Origin of the sequence: Ruegeria spongiae (assembly GCF_023502395.1) — a bacterium.
GTDB classification, from domain to species: Bacteria; Pseudomonadota; Alphaproteobacteria; order Rhodobacterales; family Rhodobacteraceae; genus Ruegeria_C; species Ruegeria_C spongiae.
This window is the reverse complement of the sequence record NZ_JAMFMB010000056.1, coordinates 1-13,479: the sequence shown is the minus strand read 5'-3', so window position 1 is coordinate 13,479 and position 13,479 is coordinate 1. Positions and strand designations below refer to the sequence as shown.

11 protein-coding genes and 1 tRNA gene are annotated in these 13,479 nt (G+C 61.5%); 7 read left to right on the top strand and 5 right to left on the bottom strand.

Annotation, left to right across the window (positions count from 1 at the left end):
* From M3P21_RS21775 to M3P21_RS21765, 3 genes are all read left to right on the top strand, one after another.
* The coding region (locus tag M3P21_RS21775; RefSeq protein ID WP_249713596.1) for a DUF3489 domain-containing protein at positions 1-270 on the top strand (270 nt) is incomplete at its 5' end.
* 5 nt (positions 271-275) lie between these two features.
* Complete coding sequence (locus tag M3P21_RS21770) at positions 276-692, top strand: DUF2924 domain-containing protein (RefSeq protein WP_249713600.1); 417 nt, start codon at positions 276-278, stop codon at positions 690-692.
* A complete protein-coding gene (locus M3P21_RS21765; RefSeq protein ID WP_249713594.1) occupies positions 692-2,320 on the top strand; it encodes a recombinase family protein in 1,629 nt (542 codons plus the stop codon). Before M3P21_RS21770 ends, M3P21_RS21765 begins: the two co-directional genes overlap by 1 nt.
* A 183-nt stretch (positions 2,321-2,503) precedes the next feature.
* Here the strand turns inward: M3P21_RS21765 and M3P21_RS21760 are convergent.
* A tRNA-Gln gene (locus M3P21_RS21760) sits at positions 2,504-2,578 on the bottom strand.
* Between the two features lie 219 nt (positions 2,579-2,797).
* On the bottom strand, positions 2,798-3,316 hold the full coding sequence (locus M3P21_RS21755; protein WP_373320112.1) for an SH3 domain-containing protein: 519 nt from the start codon (positions 3,314-3,316) through the stop codon (positions 2,798-2,800).
* Positions 3,317-3,451: 135 nt separating this feature from the next.
* Here M3P21_RS21755 and M3P21_RS21750 point away from each other — a divergent pair, with 135 nt between their 5' ends.
* From M3P21_RS21750 to M3P21_RS21735, 4 genes are all read left to right on the top strand, one after another.
* Complete coding sequence (locus M3P21_RS21750; RefSeq protein WP_249713593.1) at positions 3,452-4,438, top strand: 2-hydroxyacid dehydrogenase; 987 nt, start codon at positions 3,452-3,454, stop codon at positions 4,436-4,438.
* A gap of 29 nt (positions 4,439-4,467) precedes the next feature.
* Positions 4,468-5,871 (top strand): FAD-binding oxidoreductase, encoded by a 1,404-nt coding sequence (locus tag M3P21_RS21745; protein ID WP_249713591.1) that lies wholly within the window; start codon positions 4,468-4,470, stop codon positions 5,869-5,871.
* Between the two features lie 94 nt (positions 5,872-5,965).
* Entirely contained in the window at positions 5,966-7,291 is a 1,326-nt protein-coding gene (locus M3P21_RS21740; RefSeq protein WP_249713590.1) for a hypothetical protein, read from the top strand.
* Positions 7,292-7,431: 140 nt separating this feature from the next.
* Positions 7,432-9,939: a GcvT family protein gene (locus tag M3P21_RS21735; protein WP_249713588.1), complete on the top strand. Its 2,508-nt coding sequence runs from the start codon at positions 7,432-7,434 to the stop codon at positions 9,937-9,939.
* A gap of 39 nt (positions 9,940-9,978) precedes the next feature.
* Here the strand turns inward: M3P21_RS21735 and M3P21_RS21730 are convergent, their stop codons facing one another.
* The 3 genes from M3P21_RS21730 to M3P21_RS21720 form a co-directional block, all read right to left on the bottom strand.
* A complete protein-coding gene (locus M3P21_RS21730; protein ID WP_373320114.1) occupies positions 9,979-11,214 on the bottom strand; it encodes a DEAD/DEAH box helicase in 1,236 nt (411 codons plus the stop codon).
* A gap of 274 nt (positions 11,215-11,488) precedes the next feature.
* A complete protein-coding gene (locus M3P21_RS21725) occupies positions 11,489-12,139 on the bottom strand; it encodes a DUF938 domain-containing protein (protein ID WP_249713584.1) in 651 nt (216 codons plus the stop codon).
* Entirely contained in the window at positions 12,136-13,209 is a 1,074-nt protein-coding gene (locus tag M3P21_RS21720) for an NAD(P)/FAD-dependent oxidoreductase (protein ID WP_249713582.1), read from the bottom strand. The genes M3P21_RS21725 and M3P21_RS21720 overlap by 4 nt, the downstream gene beginning before the upstream one ends.
* Positions 13,210-13,479 lie beyond the last annotated feature (270 nt).

Below are 13,479 nucleotides of genomic sequence, written 5' to 3'. Positions count from 1 at the left end.
AGAGTGGAGAAAGCAATGACAACTTCATCTGATACCGAAATCAATAAATCACCTACCAAATTCGCGCGGAACAAACTGACGCGTCAGCAACAGCTCCAGAAGCTGCTGTCTCGCAAGGCCGGTGCCACGATTGCGCAGATGCAGAACACCTTTGGCTGGCAACCGCATTCTGCGCGCGCAGCGATTTCGATGATGCGCAAGGCGGGACATACTGTTGAGCGATCAGGGTCTGACAAAGGCACGGTCTATCGGATTGTGAAGCCGGTGTGATCGCCATGGATGCTACGCGGGCGGATCGTGACCTTGCAAAAGTTTTCAACGGCATTGAACACCTGGATCGTCTTGGATGTCTTGAACGATGGCGGGAAGTATTTGGTCGGCCTCCGCCAAAATACCTGTCTCCACAATTCATGAAACGGGTATTGATCTGGGAGCTGCAGAACCGGGAACTGGGTGGTTTATCTGTAAAGGCGGAGCGTCGACTGCGGCAAATCGCGCTCGGGAAAACACCGCCAGCGGCTCTGAAACCCGGATCACATCTGGTGCGGGAATGGAACGGACGCACCTATCAGGTTGAAGTGGCTGATTGCGGGTTCATCATGAACGGCAAAACCTGGCGTTCCCTGTCTGCCATCGCAAAGCACATTACCGGAGCGCACTGGTCCGGCCCGCGCTTCTTCGGGGTTCAGTGATGCGACGTATCCGCTGCGCCATCTACACTCGGAAAAGCTCGGAGGAGGGGCTGGAGCAGGACTTCAATTCGCTGGATGCTCAGCGGGAAGCCTGCGAGGCCTACATTGCCAGTCAGAAGCATGAGGGCTGGGAGTTACTGCCTGACTATTATGACGATGGCGGTATCTCGGGCGGTCATCTTGACCGCCCGGCGCTGCAGCGGCTGATGCAGGCTGTTGATGACAAGCGTTTGGATCAGATTGTTGTCTACAAGATCGACCGGCTGACGCGCTCACTGGCTGACTTCGCAAAGCTCGTCGAGCGTCTTGATGCAGCGGATGCATCGTTCGTGTCCGTTACCCAGTCTTTCAATACATCTACCAGCATGGGCCGCCTGACCCTCAATGTGTTGCTCAGCTTCGCTCAGTTCGAACGGGAAGTCACCGCTGAACGTATTCGGGACAAGATTGCAGCCTCGAAACGCAAAGGCCTGTGGATGGGCGGGAATGTTCCACTCGGATATCAGGCAGATGGCCGGACTTTGAAAGTCGATGAAGAGGAATCGGAGATCATCAGGACGCTCTACGATCTTTATCTGGAGCATCAGAGCATTCTTGATGTGAAAGAGCAGGCGGAAGCGCTGGGGCTGCGTTCGCGCCGACGGGAACGCCCGGGTGGGCGCGTGACAGGCGGCACGTTCTTCGATCGTGGACACATCCATCATTTGCTCAGCAACCCGATCTATGCTGGCCGTATTCGACACAAGGGTCAGGTCTATGCGGGACAGCACCCTGCCATCATCGACCCAACAGTGTGGACCCACGTGCAACAGTTGCTGACAGATCGTGCAGCAAGGGAGCGCGGCGTTAAGCAGAAAGCGAAGCGATCAGCGCTCGCCGGAAAGCTCTACGATGAAACTGGAGATCGGCTGACGCCCACTCATAGCCGCAAAAATGGAAAGCGTCTGCGGTACTACATCTCTGGGCGTCTGGTGACGGATCGCAACCAGAAACATCCAGATGCATGGCGGCTGCCCGCAGACCAGCTTGAAAGCCTCTTGGCTGAAGTGGTCAGACAACATTTGAGCCGACCGAACGCCGTGGCATCAATGGCGCGGGACATGTCAGCGACCGAGATTGCTTCAGCAACGGAGCTTCTCAGAGATTGCCAGTCCGTCAGGAAATGCCTCGGCCTGATTGCACGGGCAGATATCCGACAGGGGACTCTGACGGTGCAATTGAACATTCAGGTACTTGCCGGAATGATCGAGTGCCGGGTGGATCAGGTTGATACCGAAGATCTCACGATCGAAGCGCCATTCCGGATGCGCCGCAGGGGGGTGGAGCTGAAACTGCATCTTGGAGATGCACCGCCTGAGATCGATCAGACGTTAGTGCGTAACATCATCAAGGCGCGTCAATGGTTGGCGATGATCACAGATGGCAGAACGTTCTCAGAAATCGCGGAAGAAGAGGGCACGTCCAAACGCCGGGTGCAGGATGTGGTCGATCTGGCAATGCTGGCGCCTGATGTTCTGGAGGCCATCGCTACAGGCGAACAACCTGCCGGCCTGACCACGGATTACCTGATCAGGTCGGGCTTCCCGGCTATCTGGTCAGATCAGCACAAGCAGTTCGCTGCGCTCTGATCTACAGACTCTCCCAAAGTCACCAAACTCGTACCGCCGGAATCGCGAACTGAGACTGCGGCCCGAAATCGACCATTGTTGCGCGTAAACTCGGGTCTCAGCTGGAATAGCCGGATGATAACCTGCTGAAAACACGCGCTAATAGGCGGCTAAATATTCAGTGCGTGATTTTAGGGAAAATCATGGCTGGGGTGGTAGGATTCGAACCTACGATACACAGTACCAAAAACTGCTGCCTTACCACTTGGCTACACCCCAACGGTGAGCGGCTATCTACGAAGTTTGCGCGAGGGGTTCAAGGGTCCATTGTCACTTTTTTGGGTCTTTTGAACCGAACTTATTCGGCAACGCCAATGAGCCACTCAACCCGGTTTTCAATACCTGGCCCAGGCACTTCGAATTGGGCACGGAGCAAACCCAAGTGAACAAGCAGTCCCGTTATTGCGCTTCGATTGTTACAGTCGAACCTTGATCCGCCTACTCGCGAATCTCTTCAGGGCCCACGCCCCAGAGAACGGCCTTTGGAACCCAGCCGCGATAGCCACCCGCCGATATCCTGCACCAGTTTTCGGAACAGGTGCCCAGCCGCGCCACGACGCCGGTTTCGAAATGGGCGCTGATCTGGGACGCAGAGTCGGGGCGCGTATAGACCGGTGTCAATTCCTTCTCGACCAGCACGGTCCGCACGCCCGACAGCAACGCGTAATGCACCCAGCCCCCGGCCCCGTCGCGATCGCGGACCTTGCGCCAGTGGCCGTGCTCAGCCGTGATCTGAAGCGGCATGTCGCGGCGTTTGAACACCCAGTCGATCCGATGAGTCAGTGACGGTCCACGCCGCACATTGCCCTCATTGGCCTTCATCGAAACGAAGCGCGGCAGCGGCAGGTTGGTCACTGCCCCGCGTTTGGTTTCGGCCAGGGCCACATCGCCCGCACAGAGCAATGCACCTGCCGAAAGCGCCAGAAAGACGCGCCTTGATCCTCTGAAAATTGTCACTGACTGCCCGCCCGAAATACCGACTGCTCACTCAAAAAAGGCCGCGTCTTTGCGCATGGGGTTCTTGTGCCCCGCCCGTTCCTGCGCCACGATGGCATGGCGCGGACCCGATTGAAAAGTGCCTGGAGGAATTCGGTGACCAGAGATCGTCTGAGTGTTGTCGTTACGCGACGGTTGCCCGATGTTGTCGAGACCCGGCTGTGTGAGTTGTTCGATGTGCGCTTGCGCGAGGATGACTCTCCGATGGAGCGCGCGGAGCTAGTCGACGCCGTGCAAAGCGCGGATGTCCTGATCCCGACCGTGACCGACAAGATCGACGCGGGCCTGCTGGGCCAGGCGAGTGAAAAGCTGCGGATGATCGCCAATTACGGCGCGGGTGTGGATCACATCGACGTCCAGACTGCGCGGCAGCGCGGCATTCACGTTTCAAACACGCCGGGCGTGCTGACCGACGACACCGCCGATATCGCCATGGCACTGATGCTGGCGGTGACCCGCCGTATCCCCGAAGGCTGGAACCGGATGCAGCAGGGCGACTGGACCGGGTGGGCACCCACGGCGATGCTGGGCGGACGGATCAGCGGCAAGCGTCTTGGCATCCTCGGCATGGGGCGCATCGGGCAGGCCGTGGCAAAGCGCGCGACAGCTTTCGGTATGCAGGTGCATTACCACAACCGGCGCAGGCTGCATGCCGATATCGAACAGGCATATGACGCCAGCTATTGGGAAAGCCTCGACCAGATGGTGGCGCGGATGGATGTGATCTCGGTCAACTGTCCGGCGACGCCCTCGACCTTTCACCTGCTGAACGCGCGCCGTCTCAAGCTGATGAAAGCCGGTGCGGTGGTGGTGAACACCTCGCGCGGCGAGGTGATTGACGAAAACGCCCTGACCCGCATGCTGCGCGCCGGAGAGATCGCCGGTGCGGGGCTGGATGTCTATGAGCATGGATCGGACGTGAACCCGCGCCTGCGCAAGCTGCCCAATGTGGTGCTGCTGCCGCATATGGGCTCGGCCACGCTGGAAGGGCGGATCGAGATGGGCGAGAAGGTGATCATCAACATCAAGACCTTTGAGGATGGCCACCGCCCGCCCGATCTGGTTGTCCCGTCGATGATCTGACCCAACACGCACCCGAGGAACACCGCCGCATGACCGAGGCCCCCCTGCTGCCGCGAAACGAGGATGGGATCGAAACCGCCATCGGCGTGCTTAGGCAACGCTTTGGCGAACGCCTGCACACCGGCGCGTCGGTGCGCGAACAGCATGGTCACACGACCACCTGGATTGAAAACCAACTGCCTGATGCAGTCGTTTTTCCGCAAAGTACCGATGAGGTGGCCGATGTGGTGCGCATCTGCGCCGCTCACAAGGTCCCGGTCATTGCCTTCGGTACCGGCACCTCGCTTGAGGGGCATGTGAACGCGCCCGGCGGTGGTATTTCGGTCGACCTGAGCCAGATGGGCAAGGTGCTTGCCGTTCACGCGCAGGACCTCGATTGCGTGGTGCAGCCCGGCGTCACCCGCGCCGATCTGAACACCCATCTGCGCGATCAGGGGCTGTTCTTTCCGATCGATCCCGGTGCCAATGCCTCACTTGGTGGTATGGCCGCGACCCGCGCCTCTGGCACCAACGCGGTACGGTATGGCACGATGAAGGACAATGTCCTGGCGCTTGAGGCGGTGATGGCCGATGGCCGCGTCATCCGCACCGCGCAACGCGCCAGGAAATCGTCGGCCGGCTATGACCTGACCCGGCTGCTCATCGGGTCCGAAGGCACGCTGGGCATCATCACCGAGATTACCTTGCGTTTACAGGGCATCCCCGAGGCGATCAGTTCGGCGCGCTGTTCCTTCCCAAGTGTTGATGCCGCCTGTCGCGCGGTCATGATGACGATCCAGTATGGCGTGCCGGTGGCCCGGATCGAATTGCTCGACGAACAGAGCGTGCGCGCAGCCAATGCCTATTCCAAGCTGAGTCTGCCTGAAACGCCGCTCCTGCTGTTGGAATTCCACGGCTCCGAGGCCAGCGTGCTCGAACAGGCCGAAACCTTTCGCACCATCGCAGATGAGTTCGGGGGCACGGGCTTTGCTGCAACCACCTCGACCGAGGAACGCAACCAGCTGTGGCAGGCGCGCCACGACATGTATTGGGCGACGCTGCAACTGCGCCCCGGTGCGCGCGGCATCTCGACCGATGTCTGTGTCCCGATCTCTCGGCTGGCAGAATGCGTGACCGCCGCGCAGGACAAGGCGGCGGAACTGGGGCTGATGGCCCCGATCGTGGGCCATGTGGGCGACGGGAACTTTCACTCGCTGGTCCTTGTGGACATGGACAGCGAGACCGAGACCGCCAATGCCCGGCAATTTGTCAGCTGGCTGAACGATCTGGCGATCTCGATGGATGGGACCTGCACGGGCGAACACGGGATCGGGCAGGGAAAACGACCCTACCTGGTCAAGGAACTTGGCGCAGCAACCGACTACATGGCCGCGATCAAGCAGGCGCTCGACCCCGACAACATCCTGAATCCGGGCAAAATTCTGCCCGGCTGACGATTTCTCAATTGCGTCGCGACCGCGCCTTCAAATCGCCCAGAACCAGAGGTTGTGTCGACCGGCAGGTTTTATCAACAGGGATGTATGAAACATGAGCGCAAAGGCCTTGGCGGGGTTTATCGTTGTGGGTGTCATCGCGGTGGCCGGTGTCGATTACCACACACAATCGAAAAAGGCCGACTCGGCCCTGTCGGTGCAGCAATATGCCGACACGTTTCAGGAAAGGTTTCTGAGCGCGCGGGTCGAGCGCAAACTGGCGCAGGCCGAACGCGCGCGCGAGAAACGGTGGAAGGCCGGCGCCAAGCCCTATCTGCCCGCCTCAAGTGCAGAATGGGTGCGTCGCGCGATTGCGGAGCGCGATTTTACGGTTGATGCCCGCACCGGGCCGGAACAGGCCAAGCTAAGCGAGGCCGCGCGCCCTCTGGCGATCAAGGCCGCGGTACAAGAGGCGACGGTGCAGGCCAAGAAGCTGGACCGCAACAGCTGGGTGTATGAAAAGGACGGCCATACGATCTGGCTGCATGCCTCGCTGTCCAAGGGGGCAAACACGAACACGCTTGCAGGCAATCTCGCGCAATCAATCGCGGCGATGGACTTTGGCGGCAAGGACCCCGTTCCGCTGGGTGTCATCGGCGGGGTCGCCTATTTTCAGGCGGTGCAAGAGGAATATTATGATGTGCCGAAGGTGGCGCGTTCCAACTGGGCGCTGATCAAACCGGCCCCGGCGGAAACAGACGTTCAGGTCAGTTTCGACACTTATACCGGCAAGATTGGTATCGGAGAGGAAATCCGCCTGCTGGTGCGTTCCGATGCCCCGCGCGACGAGGTGCGCATCTTCCTCGGGCAGGTGGATTATGATGGCCTGAACGCTTTGCTGAGCCGACCCGTTCCGATGGTTGGCAACGCAACACAGGTCGAACCCGCCAACGAGATCCGGCTGGCAGAGCAGATGGCGGGGCTGCGCTCGGAATTTGTCAAGCTGCGGGGTGAGTTGGCGCAGATGCGGATCGACAACCTTGATGGTCTCGCCCTGGCGGCGAATACACTTGCAGGCCAATACGGGCTTCCCAATGACAGGTTCGATCTGACCGCAAACAGGATTGCCACGCCGAACGACCTGATCCAGTTCGGCTACCGCGAGGGGTTGAGCGACCTGATGGGGCCCAAAACCGAAAAAGCCAGCGCAGATGATGGTGACCTGTTCGGCCGCCTCTTTGCCAAGCTCAAGAGCAATGCCTCAACCAAAGCTCAGCCTGAGCAGGGTTCTGACGGGTTCATCGGCGGCTCGAAACCCCTCTCCGGCCATACCGAATCCGCAGAGGCGCCGACCGTTCGCGTGAACAAGGGCGGCGCGGGCGCGGGCAGCGGCTGTTCGACCAAGGGCGCGTTCAAGCGATGCTCCCTCAGCGGCGGCTGAAAAATCGCGAAGCATTGGCGAAAACGACCTGCAGGAAGCTGCGGGTCGTTTTTTTCATATCACTGGTCGGATGAATGTCGCCTGCGGCTGCACAAATGCGCCATATGGGGTCAACTGGATTCAAGGGGAGGCGCCCGGTTATGAAAACCCAAGTCAAAGCACTGGTCGTTGGCGGCGGCGCCATCGGAACCTCGATTGCCTATCATCTGGCCAAGGCGGGCTGGGGCGATGTGATGCTCATCGAACGCGATGAGCTGACATCCGGGTCCACCTGGCACGCCGCCGGTTTGCTGCCGCTGTTCAACATGTCCTACGCGACGACCCATATCCACAAATACTCGGTCGAGTTTTACAAGGGGCTCGAAGAGGAAACCGGTCTGAACGCAGGGTTCGCCGTGGTCGGCAACCTGCGCATGGCGCAGACAGACGCGCGCATGGACGAATACATGCTCTACGCTTCGACCGCCGAGACCTGCGGCGTGCCCTACCAGTGGCTGACCCCGGACGAAATCAAGGACCGCTGGCCGCTGATCAAGACCGAGGACCTGAAAGGCGCGCTGTATCACCACACCGACGGCTACATTAACCCCGCTGACGTCACCCAGGCGATGGCCAAGGGTGCGCGCCAGCACGGGGCCGAGATCGTCAGAAAACTGCAGGCGGATGAATTCCACTGGAATGGCACGCATTGGGACGTCACCTGCACCAGGATGGTGGAAAAGGGCGGCAACCTGATCGAGAGCGATGAAAAGGTGGTGATCACCGCCGAACACGTCGTGACCGCCTCCGGAAACCATGCACAGCGCACCGCCAAGAAGCTGGGTATCAAGATTCCCGCGATCCCGGTCGAACATCAGTTCATCGTCACCGACGTTGACCCGTCGCTCAAGTCGTGGCGCGCAGAGGGCAACCCCGAGCACCCCGTCATCCGCGACGCCGACGCGCAATCTTACGTCCGCGAAGAGCGCGGCGGCTGGATTCTGGGCGTCTACGAAAAGAATGCCCCGGCCTGCTTTGAGTATGGCGTGCCCGACAGCTTCCGCGCTGACCTGTTCCCGCTGGATCTGGAACGCATCGAAGACCAGTATATGGCGATGATCCACCGGATGCCATCCTGTGAGGAAAGCGGCCTGAAGGACGATTTCAACGGCCCGATCTGCTATACGCCTGACGGCAACCCGCTGGTCGGTCCGGCGCCCGGTCTGCGTAACATGTGGCTGGCCGAAGGGTTCTCGTTCGGGATCACCGCTGCTGGCGGGACCGGTTATTATCTTGCGCAGATGATGGTCGAGGGCGAGGCCGAGATCGACATGGCCTCGCTGGACCCCAAGCGGTACTCCAGCAACTGGATGACCACTGAGTTTGCTGCCCGCAAGAACGAGGAATGCTACGACCACGTCTACATCCTGCACCACCCGGACGAAGAGCGCCCGGCAGCTCGCCCGCTGCGCACCGCGCCGGCCTATGACCGCCAGAAGGCGCGCGGCGCGCAATTTGGCTGGGTCAACGGGTGGGAACGTCCGAATTATTATGGCCCGCTGGACGCGCCGTCTAACTTTGACGAAGAAAACCGGTCTTTCCGTCGCGGTGGCTGGTGGCAATATGCCGTCGAAGAGGCCAAGGCGATCCGCGAGGGCGTCGGCCTGATCGACGCCACCGCCTTTACCAAACATGTCATCAAGGGGCCCGGTGCGACCCAGTTCCTCGACTGGTTCACCTGCAACAAGCTGCCCAAGATCGGCCGCATCAACCTGACCTATGCGCTGACCGCGCATGGCACCACCCGCACCGAATACACCATCGTCCGCAATGGCGAGAACACTTACTACATCGTCTCCGCCGGTGCCTGGAGCGAATACGATGCTGACTTCCTGCGCAAGGCCGCCGAGGACAAGATGGAGGAGTTCGGTTATATCGAGATCCAGGACGTGACCACCCAGTGGGGCGTCTTTGCCATTGCCGGACCAAAGTCGCGCGACGTGATGAAAGAGGTCATCAAGGACGCCGACCCGGACACCGCCCTGTCCAACAAGCGCTTCCCGTGGCTGTCGGCGCGTCAGATCGAGCTGGGCATGTGCCCGGTCAACGCGATCCGTGTCGCTTACACCGGCGAGCTGGGCTGGGAGCTTCACCACCCGATGGAAATGCAGAACTACCTGTTCGACCTGCTGGAAACAGCGGGTGAGAAGCACGGCATGAAGCTGGTCGGCGCCCGCGCCCAGAACTGGCTGCGGCAGGAGAAGAGCTATCGCGCCTTCGGCACCGAACTGGGCCGCGACGCCACCCCGCTTGAGGCTGACCTGCCGCGCTTTGTGGACCTGTCAAAGGAGTTCCACGGCAAGGCCAAGCTGGAGGAAACCGGCGTGCGGGTGAAATGCTGCACGCTGCTGATCGACGGTCCCGAAGATGCCGATCCCTGGGGCCGCGAGGTTCTGTACACGCCGGAAGGTACGCGCGTCGGTCGTCTGACCTCGGGCGGGTACTCGGTGGCCTTTGGGAAATCCATCGGCATGGGATACGTGACACCCGACCTGACCGTCGAAGGCACGAGGTTGAAGGTCAAGATGCAGGACAAGCTGTGGGATGCGACGGTGACCTGCGACAGCCCCTATGACCCCAAAAACGAGGTCATCCGCAAGGACGGATAGGAAAAAAGGCGGGGCAATCACCCCGCCTTTTCTTTGATCTCAGGCCGCGCGGCGGCGTGGACGCCGACGCTTGCCGGCCTGTCCATTGCCGCCCTTGGGCGCGCCGCCCTGCGGCTTGCCCCGACCACGGCGATTGCCGCCTCCGCGGTTGGGCTTGGCAGGCGCCACGGCCTCGGGCATTTCGCCGCTGGCGACGGGAATTTCGATCTTCATGACCTTCTGGATCTGCAGCAGCAGATCGACCTCATCCGCCGCACAGAGCGTGATCGCCTCTCCCTCGCGGCCTGCGCGTGCGGTCCGTCCGATGCGGTGGACGTAGTTGTCGGGCACATTCGGCAGATCGTAGTTGACCACGTAGGCCACGCCGGGAATGTCGATGCCACGCGCGGCCACATCGGTGGCAACCAGAGTGGTCACCGTGCCATCGCGAAACGCCTTGATCGCGCGGTCGCGCTGGCCCTGACTTTTGTTGCCGTGGATCGACGCGGCGTTATAGCCATCCGCGACCAACTGGCGGGTCATTTTCTCGACCCCGTGCTTGGTGCGGCCGAACACCAGCGTCAGAGCGTCCAGATCCCGCGACAGGATCTCGCGCAGCTTGGCACCTTTCTGCGGCTTCTCGACGAAATGCACCGACTGGGTGATCTTGTCGGCGGCCTTGCCCGGGGGCGAGACCTGTACCCGGCGCGGGTTGTCCAGATAGGCGCGGCTCAGCTCTTCCATCTGTTTCGGCATCGTGGCCGAAAACAGCATGGTCTGGCGCGGTGTCCCCAGCGCGGGCGCAATCTTGCGCAGCGCGTGGATAAAGCCCATGTCCAGCATCTGGTCGGCTTCGTCCAGCACCAGGTGCCGAACGGTGCTCAGATCGACCGCGCGGCGTTCCATCAGGTCGATCAGGCGGCCCGGCGTCGCGACAAGAATGTCGGTGCCGCGCGCCAAAGTGCTGACCTGGCGGTTCAGCGACTGCCCGCCGACCACGATGGTTACCCGCAACCGTGTCTCGCTGGTCAGATTGCGCAGGCTGTCAGCGATCTGGTTCACCAGCTCGCGGGTGGGTGCAAGGATCAGCGCCTTGGCGGTTTTGGGCGCGGGTCTGCCGGATTGCTCCAGCAGGTGATGGATCAGCGGTAGGCCAAAGGCCAGTGTCTTGCCGGTCCCGGTCTGGGCCAGTCCAAGCACGTCATGCCCTTCCAGCGCGAGCGGAATCGCCTGGGTCTGGATTGGTGTGGGATCTGAAAAACCGGACTTTTTCAAAGTGTCGGTCAGCGCTGGCATCAGGCCAAGCGTATTGAATTCGGACAATGTATCTCTTTCCTGCCACCTCTCTGGTGGCGCACGAGGATACAGCAAAACCTCGGCCATACGGGCGAATCCCGATCGGTCCGGTCTTGCAATTGGAACCCTGCGTGATGGGGATCAGGTGGAATATTGTGCCTTTGGCCCGTTCAATCGGGCACGGCCTGCTCACGCGACAGCACAACAGAAGTGCATATGCTGCCTCGCGGCATCAATGTCAACCCCGCGCCCACCCGCTTGCTCGACAACACGCTTAGGTCGACCTGCTCGCCAGCAGAGCCAGATTGTTGGCGGGCATCTCAACCGGGTCAATCGGGACCAGATCCGCCGCAATCAGCAATTCGTGAACATCGCGATCATTCTTGTATCCGATGCCCGGATCCGAGCCGGTCAGCGAGGCGTGGAAGCTCTGGTCGCCCGCGCTGGTCAGAACACCATCACGCATGAAGGGGCCATAAATCAGCAAGCGACCTGAGGGGGACAGGGCTTGTGCCGCCTCGCCGATCAGGCAGGTGGCCGCGTCCATGCTGACAAGGTGCAACAGGTTGATCACGACAATCAGGTCCTGACCTGCATGGTGCCTGCCCCAGCCGGGACATGTCGCGTCCAGATGCAAGGCTGGCGCGACATTGGTGAGCGGATCACAGTAAGCGTCAATGCTGGTGAGGCGCGCCGCGTCGACCTCGCTGGGTTGCCACTCCAGACCCGGCAGCCGGGTGGCAAAAGCGGCAATGTGCTGACCGGTGCCGCTGGCCAGTTCCAGCGCGCGGCCCCTGTCGGGGGCGATGCGCAGCAGCAGGTCACAAATCGCGGCGGCGTTGCGCGTTGCAGCGGGTGCAACCAGCCGCCCGCCCTCGCCGGCCTCGGCAACGCTGACGCGTGGCGGCTGGGGACGACCTGTCATCGGCGCAACCTTCCGGGGCTGAGCGCGGCCACCATTTCCGGCTCCAGTTCGGGCGGTGCGCCACTCATCAGATCGGCCAGCAGGCGCGAGGCCGCAGGCGCAGTCTGAAACCCGTAGCCCCCCTGCCCCGCACACCAGATGAAATCGGGCACATCCGGGTCCGGGCCCAGCACCAGCACCCGATCGGAAACGAAACAGCGCAAACCCGCCCAGTTGCTTTCGACCCGCGTGACCTCTTCGGTGACCATCTCCTGATAGCGCGCGATGCCCTCGGCCAGCACCATGTCATCGGCATAGGCGTCATGGGGCTCGACCGGTTCGGCATCAGCGGGCGAAACGATCAGCTTGCCCGCATCGGGTTTGGCGTACCAGCTCTCGCCCACACCCATCAGCATCGGCCAGCCCCGCACGTCGCGCCCGCCCGGTGCCGGGATACGCGCCATCGACCGGCGATGCGGCACTAGCCCGATCGGGTCAACCCCTGCCAGGGTGGCGATCCGATCTGCCCACGCACCCGCCGCGTTGACCAGCATGCGCGCCTCGTGAACCTCTCCGGCCGTAACCCGCCACGGGCCACTGCCTTCGATCCCCGTCACCTGCGCGCCGGTGACAATCCGCCCGCCGTTGGCGCGGATGCGTTTGGCGAAATCCTGCAGCAGGCGGTCGGTGTCGATATCTTCGGCGGTGTCGTGATGGGCCGCGAACCCCAGAACCTGCGGGTTCAGGATCGGTACGCGCTCGACAGCCTGTTCGACCGGGATCGGGTGCAGCGAAAGATCCTCGACATCGGCATCGAACCGGGCTTTCTGATCCGCACCCGCCACCAGCATCAGACCGCGCGGGGTGAGATAACCACCGTTTTCGGATCGGTGATAGGATTCGCTGGCGCGGTTGAGCGACACAATCGGGGCGGCGCCGTAATTCGGCTCGAACATTGCGGCCGATCGACCCGAAGCATGGTAGCCCAAGGCGCTTTCCGCTTCGAGAAGCAGCACGCTGCCCTGTTCCGACAGGCACGCGCCCGCGCCCAGCCCCGCGACACCACCGCCGATTATCACAAAGTCGAACACCCCGAAACGCTCCCTGCCTGCGTCGCGCCGATCCATGGCGACGGCGTGGACCGAACCTGCCACCCCAACAGCCAAATGAAAAGACGGCGGCCGGCGGCAAGCCTGATGTTACATCTCGTTCACGGCAAAACGGCCTGCGTTTTTTTTGTCAGCGGGCTGTCTGTTTGTGTGTTGAGGTGAGTTCAGGCGGCGGCGATCTGGCGGGCTTTATCGACCATGACCTCAGCCTGGCGGATCGAGGCATAGTCGATCAGGCGGCCATCCAGTGAT